Source organism: Polaromonas sp. P1_F2 (assembly GCF_056405735.1).
Map to the genome: position 1 here is coordinate 60293 of NZ_JBFUBN010000004.1, position 17328 is coordinate 77620.

Annotated in this window: 19 protein-coding genes; 14 read left to right on the forward strand and 5 right to left on the reverse strand. The window is 66.5% G+C overall.

The features are described from left to right. Positions 1 to 64 precede the first annotated feature (64 nt). The 7 genes from AC1D0O_RS09935 to AC1D0O_RS09965 all read left to right on the forward strand — a co-directional run bounded on the left by AC1D0O_RS09935 (position 65) and on the right by AC1D0O_RS09965 (position 8445). Complete coding sequence (locus AC1D0O_RS09935) at positions 65 to 997, forward strand: LysR family transcriptional regulator (RefSeq protein ID WP_477653366.1); 933 nt, start codon at positions 65 to 67, stop codon at positions 995 to 997. Positions 998 to 1082: 85 nt separating this feature from the next. After that, entirely contained in the window at positions 1083 to 2642 is a 1560-nt protein-coding gene (locus tag AC1D0O_RS09940) for an ABC transporter ATP-binding protein (RefSeq protein ID WP_477653367.1), read from the forward strand. Next, positions 2629 to 3741: an ABC transporter permease gene (locus AC1D0O_RS09945; RefSeq protein WP_477653368.1), complete on the forward strand. Its 1113-nt coding sequence runs from the start codon at positions 2629 to 2631 to the stop codon at positions 3739 to 3741. Before AC1D0O_RS09940 ends, AC1D0O_RS09945 begins: the two co-directional genes overlap by 14 nt. After that, positions 3741 to 4661, forward strand: a complete 921-nt coding sequence (locus AC1D0O_RS09950; protein ID WP_477653369.1) for an ABC transporter permease — start codon at positions 3741 to 3743, stop codon at positions 4659 to 4661. Before AC1D0O_RS09945 ends, AC1D0O_RS09950 begins: the two co-directional genes overlap by 1 nt. 97 nt (positions 4662 to 4758) lie before the next feature. After that, positions 4759 to 5916 carry a BMP family ABC transporter substrate-binding protein gene (locus tag AC1D0O_RS09955; RefSeq protein WP_477653370.1) on the forward strand — a complete coding sequence of 386 codons (1158 nt, stop codon included), beginning with the start codon at positions 4759 to 4761 and terminating at the stop codon, positions 5914 to 5916. Between the two features lie 100 nt (positions 5917 to 6016). Further along, positions 6017 to 7060, forward strand: coding sequence for an adenosine deaminase (locus AC1D0O_RS09960; protein ID WP_477653371.1), 1044 nt, complete (start codon positions 6017 to 6019; stop codon positions 7058 to 7060). Between the two features lie 92 nt (positions 7061 to 7152). Beyond that, positions 7153 to 8445 (forward strand): YbfB/YjiJ family MFS transporter, encoded by a 1293-nt coding sequence (locus tag AC1D0O_RS09965; RefSeq protein ID WP_477653372.1) that lies wholly within the window; start codon positions 7153 to 7155, stop codon positions 8443 to 8445. A gap of 15 nt (positions 8446 to 8460) precedes the next feature. Here the strand turns inward: AC1D0O_RS09965 and AC1D0O_RS09970 are convergent, their stop codons facing one another. Further along, on the reverse strand, positions 8461 to 8865 hold the full coding sequence (locus AC1D0O_RS09970; RefSeq protein ID WP_477653373.1) for a tautomerase family protein: 405 nt from the start codon (positions 8863 to 8865) through the stop codon (positions 8461 to 8463). Positions 8866 to 8971: 106 nt separating this feature from the next. Here AC1D0O_RS09970 and AC1D0O_RS09975 point away from each other — a divergent pair, with 106 nt between their 5' ends. The 5 genes from AC1D0O_RS09975 to dcd all read left to right on the forward strand — a co-directional run bounded on the left by AC1D0O_RS09975 (position 8972) and on the right by dcd (position 13321). Continuing rightward, positions 8972 to 9856, forward strand: a complete 885-nt coding sequence (locus AC1D0O_RS09975) for a LysR substrate-binding domain-containing protein (RefSeq protein ID WP_477653374.1) — start codon at positions 8972 to 8974, stop codon at positions 9854 to 9856. A gap of 256 nt (positions 9857 to 10112) precedes the next feature. Further along, on the forward strand, positions 10113 to 10748 hold the full coding sequence (gene queE, locus AC1D0O_RS09980; RefSeq protein WP_477653375.1) for a 7-carboxy-7-deazaguanine synthase: 636 nt from the start codon (positions 10113 to 10115) through the stop codon (positions 10746 to 10748). A gap of 32 nt (positions 10749 to 10780) precedes the next feature. Next, a complete protein-coding gene (locus tag AC1D0O_RS09985; protein WP_477653673.1) occupies positions 10781 to 11143 on the forward strand; it encodes a 6-pyruvoyl trahydropterin synthase family protein in 363 nt (120 codons plus the stop codon). 223 nt (positions 11144 to 11366) lie between these two features. Beyond that, positions 11367 to 12650 carry a guanine deaminase gene (gene guaD, locus AC1D0O_RS09990; RefSeq protein ID WP_477653376.1) on the forward strand — a complete coding sequence of 428 codons (1284 nt, stop codon included), beginning with the start codon at positions 11367 to 11369 and terminating at the stop codon, positions 12648 to 12650. Between the two features lie 95 nt (positions 12651 to 12745). After that, positions 12746 to 13321, forward strand: coding sequence for a dCTP deaminase (dcd, locus tag AC1D0O_RS09995; RefSeq protein ID WP_436158004.1), 576 nt, complete (start codon positions 12746 to 12748; stop codon positions 13319 to 13321). Between the two features lie 15 nt (positions 13322 to 13336). Here the strand turns inward: dcd and AC1D0O_RS10000 are convergent, their stop codons facing one another. The 3 genes from AC1D0O_RS10000 to AC1D0O_RS10010 all read right to left on the reverse strand — a co-directional run bounded on the left by AC1D0O_RS10000 (position 13337) and on the right by AC1D0O_RS10010 (position 15759). After that, a complete protein-coding gene (locus AC1D0O_RS10000) occupies positions 13337 to 14221 on the reverse strand; it encodes an alpha/beta hydrolase (RefSeq protein WP_477653377.1) in 885 nt (294 codons plus the stop codon). Between the two features lie 114 nt (positions 14222 to 14335). Next, positions 14336 to 14758, reverse strand: coding sequence for a universal stress protein (locus AC1D0O_RS10005; RefSeq protein ID WP_477653378.1), 423 nt, complete (start codon positions 14756 to 14758; stop codon positions 14336 to 14338). An 83-nt stretch (positions 14759 to 14841) separates the two neighbouring features. After that, positions 14842 to 15759 (reverse strand): delta(1)-pyrroline-2-carboxylate reductase family protein, encoded by a 918-nt coding sequence (locus tag AC1D0O_RS10010; RefSeq protein WP_477653379.1) that lies wholly within the window; start codon positions 15757 to 15759, stop codon positions 14842 to 14844. Positions 15760 to 15916: 157 nt separating this feature from the next. On the opposite strand from AC1D0O_RS10010, the gene AC1D0O_RS10015 reads away from it, so the two are divergent. Together AC1D0O_RS10015 and AC1D0O_RS10020 are read left to right on the forward strand one after the other, a co-directional pair. Beyond that, positions 15917 to 16303: a hypothetical protein gene (locus AC1D0O_RS10015; protein WP_477653380.1), complete on the forward strand. Its 387-nt coding sequence runs from the start codon at positions 15917 to 15919 to the stop codon at positions 16301 to 16303. A 125-nt stretch (positions 16304 to 16428) separates the two neighbouring features. Further along, positions 16429 to 16626, forward strand: a complete 198-nt coding sequence (locus tag AC1D0O_RS10020; protein ID WP_477653381.1) for a hypothetical protein — start codon at positions 16429 to 16431, stop codon at positions 16624 to 16626. Here AC1D0O_RS10020 and pcp read toward each other — a convergent pair. Further along, positions 16619 to 17308: a pyroglutamyl-peptidase I gene (pcp, locus tag AC1D0O_RS10025; protein ID WP_477653382.1), complete on the reverse strand. Its 690-nt coding sequence runs from the start codon at positions 17306 to 17308 to the stop codon at positions 16619 to 16621. The two genes, AC1D0O_RS10020 and pcp, sit on opposite strands and share 8 nt — an antisense overlap. Positions 17309 to 17328 lie beyond the last annotated feature (20 nt).

Consider the following 17328-nt stretch of genomic DNA (forward strand, 5'->3'; position numbering starts at 1 on the left):
AGGTTAAACACTCGCGCCGTGCCCGGCATATCAAAGCCCATATCAGGCGCATGGGTGAAAGGGTATGAAAGACCAGGCGCTTTTCGACAAGATAGACCTCCATCTCATCAGGGTCTTGAACACCGTGCTTACTGAACGCAGCGTATCACGCGCCGCCATCCGCCTGGGTATGTACCAGCCCGCCGTCAGCGCGGCGCTCAAGCGCCTGCGCGCGCTGGCCGGCGACCCCATCCTGGTGCGCTCGGGCGCGGGCATGGTGCCCACCGACGCCGGGCTGCGCATGATAGAACCCTCGGCCAGCATCCTGCGCGCGGCCGGCATGCTGTTCAGCGACGCCCGGGGCTTTGACCCGGCCACGGCCGACACCACCTTCCGCCTGGCGGCCAGCGACTACCTCGACCCCTTGTTCCTGCCGCAGCTGGTCGCGCAGGTCAAGGCGCAGGCGCCGCGCTGCCGCATCGAGATCCAGCCGCTGTCGGCCGATTCCAATTACAGCGCGCAGCTGGCCCAGGGCCAGGCCGACATCGTGATCGGCAACTGGGCCGCGCCGCCCGACGACCTGCACATGGCGCGCCTGTTCGGCGACGAGGTGGTCTGCCTGGTGGCCAAGGACCACCCGGCGGTGCGCCGCGGCTGGGACAGCGCGAGCTGGCTGGAGGCCGAGCACATCGCGCCCTCGGCACTGCACCCAGGCGCCAAGGGCGTGATCGATGAACACCTGGACACGCTGGGCTTGTCGCGCAACATCACGGTGCGCTGCCCGCATTTCGGCCTGATGCCGTCCATGGTGGCATCAAGCTTGCTGGTGATGACCACCGGCCGCCAGTACTGCGAACGTTTTGCCGGCATCCTGCCGGTCACAATACTGCCCAGCCCGATCGCCTTCCCCCGCATGATGTATTACCAGCTCTGGCATGAACGCACGCATGCCTCCAACGCCGCCAAATGGCTGCGCGACCGGGTCAAGTCGGTGGCGTCCATGCTGCGCAAGGAATAGCGGTCACCAGCCGGGCCGGCGATGCGAGCCATAAGACAATAGAAGACCAGAAGATAAAAGACGAAAAACGGGACACCACGAGACAATGACCGCAACACCGCCCCAGACCGACAGCCCTGCCGGGCCGCCCCCGCGCCTGCGGCTTGAGGGCATCAGCAAAAGTTATCCCGGCGTGGTGGCCAATAGCCATGTCTCGCTGGCCGTGCGGCCGGGCGAAATCCACGCCGTGCTTGGCGAGAACGGGGCGGGCAAGTCCACCCTGATGAAAATCATCTACGGCGCCGTCAGGCCCGACGCCGGCACCGTGGAAATGGACGGCCAGCCCGTGACGGTGCGCAACCCGCACGAGGCGCGCGCGCTGGGCATCAGCATGGTGTTCCAGCATTTCAGCCTGTTCGACACGCTCACGGTGGCCGAAAACGTCTGGCTGGGGCTGGACAAACACCTGAGCCTGGTCGAAGTCTCCAAACGCATCACCGAGACCACGCAAGCCTACGGCCTGCAGCTGGACCCGACGCGGCCGGTGCACACGCTCAGCGTGGGCGAACGCCAGCGCGTGGAGATCGTGCGCGCGCTGCTCACGCATCCCCGGCTGCTGATCCTGGACGAACCGACCTCGGTGCTGACGCCGCAGGCGGTCGAAAACCTGTTTGTCACCCTGCGCCAGCTGGCCGCGCAGGGCTGCAGCATTTTGTACATCAGCCACAAGCTGCATGAAATCCGCGCGCTGTGCACCGCCTGCACGGTGCTGCGCGGCGGCAAGGTGTCGGGCGAATGTGATCCGCGCCAGGAGTCCAATGCCTCGCTGAGCCGCCTCATGATTGGCGCCGAGCCGCCAGCGCTGGAGCATCGCGAGCTGCATGCCGGCGCCGTGGTGCTGGACGTCAGGCAGCTCGATTTGCCCAAGGAAGAACAGTTCGGCGTGGACCTGCACCAGGTGGCCCTGCAGGTGCGCGCCGGCGAGGTGGTCGGCATTGCCGGCGTCTCGGGCAACGGCCAGAAGGAGTTGCTCTACGCGCTGTCGGGCGAAGACACCCGCGCCGCCGCCGATGCGATCGTGGTCAAGGGCCAGCCCGTGGGCAAGCTGGGGCCGGGCAGGCGGCGCGCGCTGGGCCTGCATTGTGTGCCCGAGGAGCGCCTGGGCCGGGGCGCCGTGCCCTCGCTCTCGCTGGCGCGCAACCTGCTGCTCACGCGCAAGGAGTCCGTCGCCGGCAACGGCTGGCTGAACGGCACGGCGCTGCAGGCGCAGGCCGAGCGCATCATCGCCGCCTACAAGGTCAAGTCGGGCGGGCCGCAGGCGGTGGCCAAGTCGCTCTCGGGCGGCAACCTGCAGAAATTCATCATGGGCCGCGAGATCGACGCGAAGCCCGCGCTGCTCATCGTTTCGCAGCCGACCTGGGGCGTCGACGTGGGCGCGGCCACGCAGATACGCGGCGAGCTGCTCAAGCTGCGCGACGCCGGCTGCGCCGTGCTGGTGGTCAGCGAAGAACTTGAGGAGCTGTTTGACATCTGCGACCGGCTCTATGTGATGGCCAAGGGCCAGCTCTCGCCCTCGCTGCCGCGCGCCGAGGCCACGGTGGAACGCGTGGGCCAGTGGATGAGCGGCCTGTGGACGCAGACGGAGGCGTCGCATGCCGCAGCTTGAAGTCCGCCCGCAGCCGTCCTCCTTCTGGAGCTACGCCTCGCCCCTGCTGGCCTTGCTGATCACGGTGCTGATAGGCGTGGCGCTGTTCGTGGCGCTGGGCAAGGACCCGGCCAAGGGCCTGCAGGTGTTTTTCTGGGAACCGATCAAGTCGCCGTATGCCATCGGCGAACTGCTGGTCAAGGCCACGCCGCTGCTCATCATCGCGCTGGGGCTGGCCGTGTGCTTTCGCTCCAATGTCTGGAACATCGGCGCCGAAGGCCAGTTCGTCATGGGCGCGGTCGCGGCCGGCGGCATCGCGCTGCTGGCGGAAAAAACCACCGGCCCCTGGATCATTCCCGCGGTGCTGCTGGCCGGCATCCTGGGCGGCATGGCCTGGGCCGGCCTCACGGCCCTGCTGCGCGACCGCTTCAACGCCAATGAAATCCTGGTCAGCCTGATGCTGGTCTACGTGGCCGACATGGTGCTCAACTTCCTGGTCTTCGGCCCCTGGAAAGACCCGAACGGCTACAACTTTCCGCAGACCAAGACCTTCGAGGCCGTGACGCAGATCCCGCGCCTGATGCAGGGTTCGCGCGTGAACATCGGCATCATCCTGGCGCTGCTGGGCGTGGCGGGGCTGTGGCTGTTCCTGTTCCGCACCTATGCGGGCTTCCGGCATGAGGTCAGCGGCCTGGCGCCGGCGGCCGCGCGCTACGCCGGCTTCTCGTCGCGCCGCGCGCTGTGGCTGGCGCTGCTCACATCCGGCGGCGCGGCAGGCCTGGCCGGCGCGCTGGAAGTCGCCGGCCCCATAGGGCAGCTCACGCCCTATGTGCCGGCGGGCTATGGTTTTGCGGCCATCATCGTGGCCTTTGTCGGGCGGCTGCATCCGGTGGGCGTGGTGTTCTCGGCCCTCCTGATGAGCATGTTCTACATCGGCGGCGAACTCGCGCAGTCGCGCCTGGGCCTGCCCAAGTCCATCACCGGCGTGTTCCAGGGCCTGCTGCTGTTCAGCCTGCTGGCCTGCGACACCCTGATCGCCTACCGCCTGAAGCTGGCCAAACCCATCACCATGCCGGTGGCCACGCCGCCGTCTGCCGAAGTCCTGAAAGGAGGCGCGTGATGGATTCGACCGCGCTGCTGATCGCCGCGACGCTGAGCGCCGGCACCGTGCTGGCCATCGCGGCCCTGGGCCTGCTGATCAATGAAAAAGCCGGCATCGTCAACCTGGGCGCCGAGGGCATGATGCTGTGCGCCGCCATCGCCGGCTTTGCCACGGTGGTGCACACCGGCAACAGCTGGCTGGGCTTTGCGGCCGGCATGGCGGCGGGGGCCTTCCTTGCGGCGATCTTCGGCGTGCTGGTGATCTGGCTCAACACCAACCAGTACGCGACCGGCCTGGCGCTGAGCCTGTTCGGCGGCGGTTTTTCGGCCTTTGCCGGCATCAAGTACGTGCAGGAGAAGCTGCCCGAGCAGGCGCACTACCCGATTCCTTTCCTGGCCGACGTCCCGTTGCTGGGCCCGGCGCTGTTCCGCCAGCACCCCATGGTCTATATCGCGATGGCGCTGACGGCCGGGCTGGTCTGGTTTTTGTACCGCACACGCGCCGGCCTGGTGCTGCGCTCGGTCGGTGAAAGCCCTGAATCGGCGCATGCGCTGGGCTACCCGGTGCGGCGCATACGGCTGGCGGCGGTGGTGGCCGGCGGCGCGCTGTGCGGCCTGGCCGGCGCCTATGTGTCGGTGGCCTACACCCCGCTGTGGGTGGAGGGCATGATCGCCGGCAAGGGCTGGATCGCGTTGGCGCTCACCACGTTCGCCACCTGGCGCCCGGCACGGGTGTTGCTTGGTGCTTACCTGTTCGGCGGGGTGACCATGCTGCAGTTCCACCTGCAAAGCCTGGGCGTGAACGTGCCCACGCAGTTCCTGAGCATGCTGCCCTACCTGGCCACCATCGTGGTGCTGGTGCTGATCTCGCGCAACCCGCTGTGGATTCGCGTCAACATGCCCAGTTCCATCGGCAAGCCGTTTTACCCCGGTGCATGAGAACCTGTGCTGAGTTCCGCCGCATAATTGCTTTTTTTTCGACGCGCCTTTTTAGCTTTTGACTTTCTTCACCTTCCTTCCACGAAAGCGAGATGACATGACTGACCTGCAAAAACGTTCCCTGCTCAAGCTGGCGGCCCTGTCCGCGGTGGCTGCGGCGGCCCTGGCGGGCTGCGGCAAAAAGGAAGAGGCCGCCCCGGCAGCTCCCGCCGCCGCGCCCGCGGCTTCGGCGCCCGCCGCCAAGGCCGAGCCCCTGAAGATCGCCTTCGCCTATGTCGGCCCGGTGGGTGACGGCGGCTGGACCTATGCGCACGACAACGGCCGCAAGGCGGTGCAGCAGGCCTACGGCGACAAGGTCATCACGAGTTTTGTTGAAAAAGTGCCCGAGTCGGCCGACGCCGAACGTGTGATCCGCGACATGGCGGCCCAGGGCAACAAGCTGATCTTCGGCACCACCTTCGGCTACATGGAACCCATGCTCAAGGTCGCCGGCGACACCAAGGACGTGAAGTTCGAGCACGCCACCGGCTACAAGCAGGCCGACAACATGCGCACCTATGACAGCCGCACCTACGAAGGCGCCTACATGGCCGGCGTGATCGCCGGCAAGATGAGCAAGACCGGCACGCTGGGCGTGGTCGGCTCGGTGCCGATTCCCGAAGTCGTGCGCAACATCAACAGCTTCACGCTGGGCGCGCAATCGGTCAACCCCAAGGTCAAGACCAAGGTGGTGTGGGTCAACGAATGGTTTAACCCGCCCAAGGAAACCGAGGCCGCCACCGCCCTGATCAACGGCGGCGCCGACGTGCTGTTCCAGAACACCGACTCCTCCGCCGTGCTGCAGACCGCCGAAAAAATGGGCAAGCGCGCCTTCGGCTGGGACTCCGACATGACGGCTTACGGTCCCAAGGCCCACCTGGCCTCGGCCGTGATCAACTGGGGCCCGTACTACGTCAAGGCCGTGGGTGAGGCGCTGGAAGGCAAATGGAAAGGCAACACCGCCGCCTGGTGGGGCGTCAAGGAAGGCGCGATCGACATCGTGTCGATTGCCGCCGATGTGCCCGATGACACCAAAAAACGCATCGACGAAGTCAAGGCCGGCCTGAAGGACGGCAGCTTCTCGATCTGGAAGGGCCCGATCACCGACAACACCGGCAAGGAACTGCTGGCGAAAGACGTGGTGGCCGACGACAAATTCCTGGGCGGCCTGAAGACTTATGTCAAAGGCGTCGAAGGCAAGGTTCCAGGTAACTGATGAAATGCCTTTCCTTGGGAGTGTGGAGCATGGCTCCCTCTCCCTCTGGGGGAAGAGGAAAGCGCTGCCTTCGGGCAGCTTTTTTGTTTAGGGAGCCGACATGACTTTTTCCGTCAAACCCGTGGCCGCCGGCCGCCTGCCCGAACTGCTCAGGCGCATGCCCAAGGCCGAGCTGCACATGCACATCGAGGGCTCGCTGGAGCCCGAGCTGATCTTCGCGCTGGCAAGCCGCAACGGCGTTGCTATCCCGTACGCCAGCGTCGAGGAACTGCGCAGCGCTTACGCCTTCACCAACCTGCAGAGCTTTCTCGACATCTACTACGCCGGCGCCAGCGTGCTGATTACCGAGCAGGACTTTTACGACATGGCGCAGGCCTACCTGCGCAAGGCCGCGGCCGACAACGTGGTGCACACCGAGATGTTCTTCGACCCGCAGACGCATACCGCGCGCGGCGTGAGCATGGAAACCGTCATCACCGGCCTGCACCGCGCCTGCGTGGATGCGCAGGCCGAGCTCGGTGTCAGCGCCTCGCTGATCCTGTGTTTCCTGCGCCACCTGAGCGAGGAGGACGCGTTTGAGACGCTGGAGCAGGCCTTGCCTTTTCGCGACAAGTTCATCGGCATAGGCCTGGATTCGGGCGAGGTCGGCAACCCGCCCGAAAAGTTCGCGCGCGTGTTCGCGCGCTGCCGCGAGCTGGGCTTCCACCTGGTGGCCCATGCCGGTGAAGAAGGCCCGCCCGAATATGTCTGGACGGCGCTGGATGTGCTGAAGGTCGAGCGTGTGGACCACGGCGTGCGTTCCAGCCGCGACCCGCTGCTGATGCGGCGCCTGGCCCAGGACCGCATCGCGCTGACGGTGTGCCCGCTGTCCAACCTCAAGCTCTGCGTGTTCCCCGACCTGGCCAGCCACAACCTGCGCGAGTTGCTGGGCGCCGGCCTGGCGGCCACCGTCAATTCGGACGACCCGGCCTACTTCGGCGGCTACATGAACGAGAACTTCACGCAGACCTTCGCGGCCACCGGCATGGATGCCCGCCACGCCTACATGCTGGCGCGCAACAGCTTCGAGGCCAGCTTTATCGAGGCCCCGGCCAAGGCGCGTTATGTGGACCGCCTCAACGAGAGCTTCGAGCGCTTCAGCTGAACGCGCGGGGTTATTTCCGCCGGCGCCTGCCTGGGCGGCGACCCAAACGTATGATCCGGGTAGAACCCTGAAGCAAGCAAGGACCCCCGGGCATGGCCTCCACATCGCAGCCGCATCAAGAGTCTTCCCCCGCGCCGCACGGCGCCTGGCCCATCGCCCTCGCCGGGCTAGTGGCATTGGCCGTCGCCATGGGCATAGGCCGCTTTGCCTTCACGCCGCTCTTGCCCATGATGCTCAGCGACGGCGTGGTCGACCTGCCCACGGCCAGCTGGCTGGCCAGCGCCAACTACTTCGGTTACATGCTGGGCGCGATTCTGTGCACGTTGCAGCCCTGGCTGTGGGCGCGCTTCAAGGGGCTGCCCTCGCTGGCCTACTCCTCGCTGGTCCGCGCCGGGCTGGTCGCGACCGGCGTGCTCACGCTGGCCATGGGCTGGCACTTTCCCGCCGCGTGGCCGCTGCTGCGCTTCGCGGCAGGCGTGACCAGCGCGGTGGTGTTTGTGTTTACTTCGGGCTGGTGCCTCTCGCAACTGGCCAAACGCGGTGTGCCCGCGATGGGCGGCATCATCTACGTCGGCCCGGGCGCCGGCATTGTGGTCAGCGGGCTGTTCGCCACCGGCATGGTGGCCTGGCACTGGACAGCCGCCACGGGCTGGATGCTGTTCGGCGTGCTGTCGTTTGTGTTGGCGGCCCTGGTGTGGCACATCCTGCGCGGCGGCGACGAGCGCCTGGTCGCGCTGGCGCCGCGCGCCGCCGCCTTGTCCGGCGCGGCCCCCCAGCACCACGGCCATGCCGAGATGACGCTGCTGACGCTGGCCTACGGCCTAGCCGGTTTCGGCTACATCATCACCGCCACTTTTCTGCCGGTGATCGCGCGCGCGGCCCTGCCGGGCTCGGCCTGGCTGGACATGTTCTGGCCCATCTTCGGCCTGGGCGTGATGCTGGGCGCGCTGCTGGCCACGCGGATGCCGCCAGGCAAGGATTTCCGCCTGCTGCTGGCGGGCTGCTACTTCCTGCAGGCCCTGGGCATTGCGGCCAGCCTCTGGAGCCCCAGCCTCGCGGGCTTTGCATTGGGCAGCCTGATGCTGGGCATGCCATTCACCGCCATCACCTTTTTTGCGATGCAGGAAGTGCGCCGCCTCAAGTCCGCCACGGCCGCGAGTTTCATGGGCCTGCTGACCGCCACCTACGGCGTGGGGCAAATCCTCGGCCCGCCGCTGGTCGCGGTGCTGCTCAAGCGCACACCCAACGCGGGGGCGGGTTTCACCTTGTCGCTGGAGATAGCCGCCGCTTCGCTGCTGGTGGGCGCCGTGATGTACCTGTGGATGGCCAGGGCCTATCCGGTGCTGCCGGCATTGCCGGCCGGCCGTGCCGCGGTCGGCAAATAAGCAAGGCGCTCTCTTTCAGCCCGGGCCGGGCTGCTGCACCAGCGCCATGGCGAACTTGCCGCCGCCCACCGACCAGTCCGAGTAGTCGTTCTCGTGCATGAAGATAAAAACGTCGTCGGGCGCGACACCGGCATTGGCTTTTAAATTGCGCGCGATGGCCGCATAGAGCGAGCGTTTCATCGCATCGCTGCGGCCGCGCCGCAGCGTGATCTCGACGACCACCGGCCGATCCGAGCGCGCCATGCCGTTGAAGGTCCGGCTGAAGAAAAACTGCTGCGCATCGTAGTCGTTTACCAGGTTGAAGAGCTCATCTTCCGGCATGCCAATGCTCTCGACCAGGGCCTGGTGTATGCCGTCGACGATGCCTTGCCGGTGTTCGAGGCTGGTGCTTTGGTGGACGCTGGTGCGGATAAAGGGCATGTGATTTTTCCTCAATAAAGTAAACAGCTGGCGCGAATTCTCCCAAGCAGACGTGATCTGATCAAACGATTTGTTGGTACGCTGTATGTGCCATAAACTCACAATCATGACGCGCCGCCTCCCACCCCTGAACGCCTTGCGCGCCTTTGAAGCCGCGGCCCGGCTGGGCCGCATGACGGCCGCCGCCGAGGAGCTCTCGGTCACGCCCGGCGCGATCAGCCGGCAGGTGCGGCAACTCGAGCAGGCGCTGGGCGTGCCGCTGTTCGAAGGCGCCAAAAACAAGCCGCAGCTGACGGCCGCCGGCGCCTCGCTGCGGCCGGCGCTTTCCGCCGCGCTGGACCAGATGGAAGCCGCCGTGCGCGAGGTACGCAGCGGCGAGGCCGGCACGCTGGACGTGTCCTGCTTCAGCACCTTCACCGTCAAATGGCTGATTCCACGGCTGTACGGTTTCAACGCGCTGCACCCGGAGACCGAGATCCGCCTCAGCGCGGCCGAACAGGCGGCGGACCTGGACCGCGGCCGCTACGACCTCGCCATCACGGTCGCCGAGCGCGGCGCCCAAGCCTCGGCCACCTTGCTGCCGCTGTTTGTGGAGCGCCTGGGGCCCGTCATGGCGCCCGCGCTGGCGGCCAGGGCGGATGTGCGCAAGCCCCAGGACCTGGCCGGCCTGCCGCTGCTGCACACCCGCACACGGCCCGACGCGTGGCAGACCTGGTGCGAATCACGCGGCGCTGCCTTTCCCGCGCAGGGCGGCCCGGCCTTCGAACACTATTACTTCACGCTGGAGGCCGCGGTGGGCGGGCTGGGCGTCTGCATCGCGCCCTGGCACCTGGTGATGGACGACCTGCGGGCCGGCCGCCTGGTGGCGCCGCTGGGCTTTGAGGAAAGCGCCTACCAATACGTGGCCCTGCGCCGGGCCGGAGCGCATGCGCGGCTGGACAGCTTTTGCGATTGGCTGCAAAAGCAGGCGCGCGAGATGCCTGTGCCTTGAGGCCCAAATCCGCCCGTAAATCCCCTGAAAACCCGCCATCAGCCCTGAACCGCTAAAATCAAGACCTTCGGCGTGCTGTCCCGGCGCGTCCGCATCCGCTTATCTCCGGGGCCATGTAGAGGACTACCATGTATAAAAACCTCGCGACCCCCGGTCTTTCGGCTTGTGTGGGCGCCTGTTTTATTTCTCCCTCCCAACTTCCTGTTTCGCACCGGTTGCCGTATGCGATGGGCCGTGGCCGCGCGAAAGTCGCGCCATGAGCTACCAGGTCAAGGAAATTTTCTACACGCTGCAGGGCGAGGGCGCCAATGCCGGGCGGCCCGCGGTGTTCTGCCGCTTTGCCGGCTGCAACCTCTGGTCCGGCCGCGAGCAGGACCGCGCGACGGCCGTCTGCCAGTTCTGCGACACCGACTTTGTGGGCACCGACGGCACGCTGGGCGGCAAGTTCCGTGATGCCGACGCGCTGGCCGACCGCATTGCCGCGCAGTGGCCTGCCGGTGACAGCGCGCACCGCTTTGTGGTGATGACCGGCGGCGAGCCGCTACTGCAAGTGGATGCGGAACTGATCGCGGCCCTGCATGCGCGCGGTTTCCAGATCGCGGTCGAAACCAACGGCACGATTGCCGCGCCCGAAGGCATAGACTGGATTTGCGTGAGCCCCAAGGCCGGCGCCCCCTGGGTGCAGCGCGCGGGCCAGGAACTCAAGGTGGTGTGGCCCCAGCCAAGCTTTGACCTGGCCGAGCTCGAAGCCGCCGACTTCACGCACCGCTACCTGCAGCCCATGGACAACCCCCAGCGCCAGCAGAACACCGAAACGTGCATACAGCTGTGCATGGCGCGCCCGGCCTGGCGGCTCAGCCTGCAGACCCACAAGATCACGGGCATCCGATGAAAAAGCTTCCCATGCCCCAACCCATGCGTTCCATGCGCTGCGAGATCAGCCAGACCTTTTACTTTGACGCGGCCCACACGCTCAAGCGCGCCATCGAGGCCGACAGCAGCAAACGTGTGCACGGCCACACCTACAACGCCGAGGTGTTTGTCGCCGGCGAGCCCGACGCGGCCACCGGCATGGTCATGGACCTGGGCCTGGTGCGGCGCGAGATCGCCGTGCTGCGCGAGGAGCTGGACCACCACCTGCTCGACGATGTCAAAGACCTGGGACCGCCCACACTCGAAAACCTCTGCCAGTTCATCTTCCGCAAGCTCGACGCGCGCCTGCCGGGGCTGACCTCGGTGCGCGTCTGGCGCGCTTCGCTGGGTGATGGTTGCCGCGTCAGTCGTTGAGGGGCCGTGGCCCAGGCATGACGCGGTGGGATCTCGTAGGCCGCTGGCCCTCACCCCTGCCCTCTCCCAGAGGGAGAAGGAGTAAGAAATCTTTATCCTGTCTACTCCCCGACTTATTCCCTCTCCCTCTGGGAGAGGGTTAGGGCGAGGGCCGGCGGCAGGCGATAACCCTTATCGGTTTCTACATATCGCAGCGGCCGAAGCCTGGAGTAACCTAGCCCCCATGAAAGCCTACCGCGCCGCCCTGCTGTATTTCACCGGCCCCGCCCAGGCCGCCTACGAGGCCGACGGCCTGCTGGTGGTGGGCCCTGACGCGCAGGGCCGCCAGCTTGTGCAAGCCGCGGGAAGCTACCAGGTGCTGACGCCGCGCTTTGCCGACGTGCCCACCGAACACCTGCCGGGCCGCCTCATCGCGCCGGGTTTTGTGGACATGCACATCCACTACCCGCAGCTCGACGTGATCGGCTCGCCGGCCGACGGACTGCTGCCCTGGCTTGAGAATTACACCTTCCCCGAAGAAAGCCGCTTCTCGGACGCCGGGCACGGCACGGAGGCCGCCGGTTTTTTCCTGGACGAGCTGCTGCGCAACGGCGTCACCACCGCGCTGGCCTTTGCCACCTCGCATCCCGAATCCGTCAACGCGCTGTTCACCGAAGCGCAAAAACGCAGCCTGCGCCTGATGACGGGCAAATGCCTGATGGACCAGAACGCGCCCGAAGGCGTGCGTGACAGCACCGCGCAAAGCCTGGCCGACACCGAGGCCCTGATCCAGCGTTGGCATGGCGTGGACCGGCTCGGTTATGCCATCACGCCGCGTTTTGTGCCCAGTTGCAGCGAAGCCCAGCTGCGCGGCGCCGGCGAGCTGGCGGCCAAATACCCCGACGTCTGGATTCAATCCCACGTCGCCGAGAACAAGGACGAAATCGCCTGGGTGCGCCGGCTGTACCCGGAGGCCCGCAGCTACCTGAGCGTCTATGAACAGTTCGGCCTGCTGCGCCCGCGCGCGGTGTATGCGCACTGCATCCACATCGACGACGAAGACCGCGCACTGATGCGCAGCACCGGCACGGCCGCGGCGGTCAGCCCGACCAGCAACCTCTTTCTGGGCAGCGGATTTTTTGACTACGAAGGCGCCGAGCGCGTGGGCTTTCCCTACGGCCTGGCCAGCGACGTGGGTGGCGGCACCTCCTTCAGCCCCTTCCACACCATGCTGGCTGCCTACTATGTGGGCCGAGAAGGGCAGACCAAGCCCGGCCTGTCGCTCACGCCGCAGCAGCTTTGGTGGCAGCACACCGCGGGCGCGGCGCGCGCGCTGGGCCTGGAAGGCGTGGTGGGCAACCTGCAGCCCGGCTGCGAAGCCGACTTCGTGGTGCTCAACCCGCAGGCCACGCCGCTGCTGGCGCGCAAGACCGCGCTGGCGGCCAATCTGGGCGAGTTGCTGTTCGCGCTGATCGTGCTGGGGGATGACCGGGTGATAGAACGCACTGTTATTTCGCAGGCTTTGTAGCCCTCTTTCCCAGGGGGAGAGGGGATCAAATCGCCCCCCTTCAAGCCAGGCCCCCAGCTTGCCTACAATCAGGGAACAGTGAGGAGTTCCCCCGAATGAGCATCAAGAGCGACAAATGGATACGCCGCATGGCGGAAACCACCGGCATGATCGAGCCCTTCGAGCCCGGCCAGATACGCGCCGCGGCCGGCGGCCAGAAGATCATCAGCTACGGCACCAGCAGCTACGGCTACGACATCCGCTGCGCGCCCGAGTTCAAGGTCTTCACCAACATCCACAGCACCGTGGTCGACCCGAAGAACTTTGACGAGAAAAGTTTTGTCGATTTCCACGGCGACAGCTGCATCATCCCGCCCAACAGCTTCGCGCTGGCCCGCACCGTCGAATACTTCCGCATCCCGCGCAACGTGCTGACCATCTGCCTGGGCAAAAGCACTTACGCGCGCTGCGGCATCATCGTCAACGTCACACCGTTTGAGCCCGAATGGGAAGGCTACGTGACGCTGGAGTTCTCCAACACCACGCCGCTGCCCGCCAAGATCTACGCGGGTGAAGGCTGCGCGCAGGTGCTGTTCTTCGAGAGCGACAAGGACGACGTCTGCGAAGTCAGCTACAAAGACCGCGGCGGAAAGTACCAGGGGCAGGTTGGGGTGACGCTGCCCAAGGCCTGACGGCTCTCGGAGAGCTTAGGGCTTGGCGACCTGGGGGCGGCTGGCAAAGCCGCTCATGTATTTGAGGGCATCGCCTATGGTGTCGCGCCAGACCGCCCATTCATGGTCGCCGTCGACGACGCGGTATTCCACCAGCTTGGGCTGGTACTCAAACAATTTCTGGAACAGGCCGGCCGAGTGGTAGGCGATGGAAAAAGTGTCGTGGTCGCCGCTGTTGATGTACATCGGTACCACGACTTTTTTGCTTTTGTAGGCTTCCCAGCTGGCGGTGTAGTTCAGGCGGTCCCACGAGGCCTGGTCAAACTTGCCGTTGAGCTGGAACGGCGCGACCTGCATGGCCGAAGAATGGGCCGGCGGTGTCGGTGAATAGATGGCGGGGCTCAATGCCGCGGCGGAAACAAACAGCTCAGGGTATTTGAAAACGGCATTCACCGTGCCGAAACCGCCGGCGGAGAGCCCGCCGATCATGCGGCCTTCGCGCGCGTTGATGGTCCTGAAGTTGCTGTCGATGTGGGGAATGAGCTCCTTGATGAGCGCGGTCTCGGCCTTGTCCTTGTTGCCGTCCACCCACCAGCTGGTGCCGCCGCCCGGCATCACGATGATGGCCGGCTGGACGCGGCCTTCCCGGACCAGCGTGTCCATGGTCGCCTGGACCTGGCCCTTGACCAGCCAGTCGTTCTGGTCGCCGGCGTTGCCGTGCAGCAAAAAAATCACCGGGTAGCGCAACCGGCCGTTTTCATAGCCGTCCGGCAGGTAGAGGGTGTAGCGGTAGTCTGCGTTCAGGGCCTTTGAGCTGAAGGACCTGGTGGTGACCTCGCTCGCAAGCGCCAGTGGCGCAGCGGCCGCAGCCAGCGCCAGCAACAGCCAGCCCAGCAGTTTTCGAATCGACTTGAATCCCATGCCTGTCTCCATCCTGGTCTCCTTGTGGTGTGAAGGCGAGTATCCGGCAAATCGCCGATCCTTGCGGACACGCTCCAGGGGACGCGGGGGCGGCACGTGCCGCAGGGAGGCTTGCTACTTGACCAGCAACACGGGCGTCTCGCTCTCCGCGACCACCCGCTGGGCCACGCTGCCGATCAATGCGCGGCTCAGCAAACCCTGGCCGTGCGTGCCCATGACGATCAGGTGCGCTTTCTCGCGCTTGGCGGCGCGCAGGATTTCGGCGGTGGGCGAGCCGACCACGGCGACGGTTTTGAACGCCATCTTGTGGCGCTTGAGGAAGCGCTCTATGGGCGCCAGCACCTTTTGCGATTCTTCGGCGTGGTAGGCGGCGACGTTGGCGGCGCCCAGCATGCTCTTGACGCGGCCCGGGACAGGCGCCTGCACATTGATCACCGTCACTTCGCCTTCGGCGCCGGCGAGGTCTTCATGGTTGACCAGGAAGGCCAGGGCTTTTTTGGTGTACTTGCTGCCGTCGGCAGCGAACAGAATCTTCATGGTTTTATCTCCGGTTTGGACGGGCCAGCGTAACACCGGCGCCGCCATATTGCTGTAGGTGAGCGCCTGCTTGCCTGGCCCGCTCAGGCCAGCGCCGTGCGCGCGGCAGCCAGGTCCCAGCCCGCCCAGCCGCAGCTTTTGAAGAGCACCGGCCCGTCGGGTTTTTTCATGTCCTGGCGTATCACCTCGCCCAGGCTGGCGAAGCGGGCCACGTCCAGGCCGGCCTGCAGCAGGTCACCGGCTTCATGCACGGCGTCGGAGGTGTCGACCAGCACGCTGCCCTGCGCCGCGACGTACTGGCACAGCGCGGCGCTGAGCTCCACCATGGTCGGCGTGTAGGCGCCGACGGCGCTGATGAAGCCGTCGTCGCGCGGCAGGGCGCTGAGGACCACGCCGCCGGCGGGCGTGCAGGTGGCGGCCAGCGGGCAGTCGGCCAGCGCGGTGTCGGCGTCGGGCACGACGCGGCCGTTCAGGCCCAGCGACTGCGCATGCTGCGCCAGGGCCTGGGCGCTGGCGTGGCTGCGCGAACTGATGCGGAAATCGCGCACGCCCAGGCCCTGGGCAAAAGCTTCGAGGTGGGCCACGCCCTGCACGCCGGCGCCGACGATGAGCATGGGGCCGCGGGTGTTGGGCGCCAGCCGCTGGGCGGCCAGCAGCGAAACGGCGGCGGTACGCCTGGCGGTAACGGTGGGGCCGTCCAGCATCAGCCGGCGCCGGCCGCTGGCCACGTCGAACACCACCACGTCGCCCTGGATGGCGGGCAGGCCGGTGCCGGCATTGGCGGGGGTCAGGGTGATGAGCTTGGCGATCGCGGTGCGGGCGTCCAGCGCCGGCATCACGAAGAGGCTGCCGCCGCCGGGCAGGGCTTGCACCACCCGCTGCGGCACCTGCACCGACTCGTCCTTGAGCAGCCGTATGAGTTCGGTGACCAGCAGCGGGTAGGGCAGCCGCGCGGCGGTCTGTCCGGCGTCCAGCGAGGTGGGATACGGGTGGAGCGTCATGCCTGCGATGGTAAGCGGGATGGCCCGGAAAGTGGTGGGTGGCCCGGCGCCCCGGCCGAATGTCACGAAAGGTTTTTATCCTACAGCGCGACGGGCAAGGCGCCGAATGGACTATTGCAATGCCGGCCTAGCATGGTGTAACCCAAGGGAGGTTGCCATGTTCTCTGAGCATCTGAGGAAATTCGATGAAATGCCTTACAAGACGATGCTGCTGGTAGCGGCGGGTCTTGTCATTCTTTGCCAGCTGGCCGCCATGGCCTTTGTGGCCGATTCGCAGGTCGCCAAGGCGAAGCTGCGCGACGAGCAGCGGCAGGCGGAACTCGCGGCGATCGCGCATTGCATGGAAACCAGCGCGGGCGCCGCGCGCCACAACTGCATCCAGCAGGCCCGCGTCGTCGCCGGCGCTTCGACGCCGCCCGCCGCGGACAGCGTGCCCAGGGAAGCGGCTTTTGCCGAGGCCTCCGGTTCCGCGGCCAGCGTGATGCCGGCCCGCCCGGTACGTCCGCCGCGGGGCTTTATGGCCGCGTCCTTCGCCGTCCGTTAGGCTTGCCGGTTGTCAGGCCCGCGTAGGGCCGCCGCGGTTAGCATTCACTCACGATGCAACCGTCACGCCCTTTGTCACGCCCTCTTTCACGGCTTTATCAGCCGCGCAACCCGCTGTTTTGGCTGATGCTCACGCTCAACAGCCTGTCGCCGCTGCTGGCCTGGGTGGTGCACAACCGTCCGCTGAACGCCTGGGCCACACTGCTGCTCACCGGCTTCGCCGTGGGCAATGCCATCCTCGGCACTTTTTTGCTGTGGCGCCTGCTGCGCGATGAACCTGCCGCGCCCGTGCGGGACGATAAAACCGGCCCGGACCTTAGCTGACGGCGCCCGCGCCTCTGGCGATGTCATGCGTCGTTGACAAGGCCGTTGCCACGGCCAGCCGCAGCCCGCGCACCGTCTCGTCGAGCGGCAAACTGGGCGCGCCCTGTTCGGGCAGGTAGGGCACATGGATGAAGCCGCCGCGCGTGCGCTTGAAGCCGCGCCTGGTGGCTAGCGCATGCATGAGCGCATAAAACACGTGGTTGCAGACAAAGGTGCCGGCGGTCTGCGACACCTCGGCCGCCACACCCGACGCTTGCAGCGCCTGCAGCATGGCCTTGATGGGAAGGCTGCTGAAGTAGGCCGCCGGCCCGCCCGCTACCACCGGCGTGTCGACGGGCTGTCCGCCGGCGTTGTCGGGGATGCGGGCGTCGTTGACGTTGATGGCGACGCGCTCCAGCGAGATCGCGCGGCGCCCGCCGGCCTGGCCGACGCAGATCACCAGCGTGGGTTTGTGCAGCTGAAGCAGCCGCGTGAGTTCATCCATGGAGGCCTGGAACACGGTGGGAAGTTGCGCCGCCACCACGAGGTGTCCGCCTATGCGCTTGCCGCCCAGCGCCTTCACCGCCATCCAGCTGGGATTGAGGGGCAGGCTGCTGTGCCCGGTATCGCCAAAGGGATCGAAGCCGGTCAGCAGGACGCGGGGGAGTGAAGAGGATGCAGAGGAGGTGGGGGCTGCGGGCATGCGCCATTGTGAAGGCGGCG

Excerpts from the sequence above, each read along its gene's own strand:
- AC1D0O_RS09935 (WP_477653366.1), top strand. The coding sequence starts at position 65 with ATGAAAGACCAGGCGCTTTTCGACAAGATAGACCTCCATCTCATCAGG.
- AC1D0O_RS09940 (WP_477653367.1), top strand. The coding sequence starts at position 1,083 with ATGACCGCAACACCGCCCCAGACCGACAGCCCTGCCGGGCCGCCCCCG.
- AC1D0O_RS09945 (WP_477653368.1), top strand. The coding sequence starts at position 2,629 with ATGCCGCAGCTTGAAGTCCGCCCGCAGCCGTCCTCCTTCTGGAGCTAC.
- AC1D0O_RS09950 (WP_477653369.1), top strand. The coding sequence starts at position 3,741 with ATGGATTCGACCGCGCTGCTGATCGCCGCGACGCTGAGCGCCGGCACC.
- AC1D0O_RS09955 (WP_477653370.1), top strand. The coding sequence starts at position 4,759 with ATGACTGACCTGCAAAAACGTTCCCTGCTCAAGCTGGCGGCCCTGTCC.
- AC1D0O_RS09960 (WP_477653371.1), top strand. The coding sequence starts at position 6,017 with ATGACTTTTTCCGTCAAACCCGTGGCCGCCGGCCGCCTGCCCGAACTG.
- AC1D0O_RS09965 (WP_477653372.1), top strand. The coding sequence starts at position 7,153 with ATGGCCTCCACATCGCAGCCGCATCAAGAGTCTTCCCCCGCGCCGCAC.
- AC1D0O_RS09970 (WP_477653373.1), bottom strand. The coding sequence starts at position 8,865 with ATGCCCTTTATCCGCACCAGCGTCCACCAAAGCACCAGCCTCGAACAC.
- AC1D0O_RS09975 (WP_477653374.1), top strand. The coding sequence starts at position 8,972 with ATGACGCGCCGCCTCCCACCCCTGAACGCCTTGCGCGCCTTTGAAGCC.
- queE (WP_477653375.1), top strand. The coding sequence starts at position 10,113 with ATGAGCTACCAGGTCAAGGAAATTTTCTACACGCTGCAGGGCGAGGGC.
- AC1D0O_RS09985 (WP_477653673.1), top strand. The coding sequence starts at position 10,781 with ATGCGCTGCGAGATCAGCCAGACCTTTTACTTTGACGCGGCCCACACG.
- guaD (WP_477653376.1), top strand. The coding sequence starts at position 11,367 with ATGAAAGCCTACCGCGCCGCCCTGCTGTATTTCACCGGCCCCGCCCAG.
- dcd (WP_436158004.1), top strand. The coding sequence starts at position 12,746 with ATGAGCATCAAGAGCGACAAATGGATACGCCGCATGGCGGAAACCACC.
- AC1D0O_RS10000 (WP_477653377.1), bottom strand. The coding sequence starts at position 14,221 with ATGGGATTCAAGTCGATTCGAAAACTGCTGGGCTGGCTGTTGCTGGCG.
- AC1D0O_RS10005 (WP_477653378.1), bottom strand. The coding sequence starts at position 14,758 with ATGAAGATTCTGTTCGCTGCCGACGGCAGCAAGTACACCAAAAAAGCC.
- AC1D0O_RS10010 (WP_477653379.1), bottom strand. The coding sequence starts at position 15,759 with ATGACGCTCCACCCGTATCCCACCTCGCTGGACGCCGGACAGACCGCC.
- AC1D0O_RS10015 (WP_477653380.1), top strand. The coding sequence starts at position 15,917 with ATGTTCTCTGAGCATCTGAGGAAATTCGATGAAATGCCTTACAAGACG.
- AC1D0O_RS10020 (WP_477653381.1), top strand. The coding sequence starts at position 16,429 with ATGCTCACGCTCAACAGCCTGTCGCCGCTGCTGGCCTGGGTGGTGCAC.
- pcp (WP_477653382.1), bottom strand. The coding sequence starts at position 17,308 with ATGCCCGCAGCCCCCACCTCCTCTGCATCCTCTTCACTCCCCCGCGTC.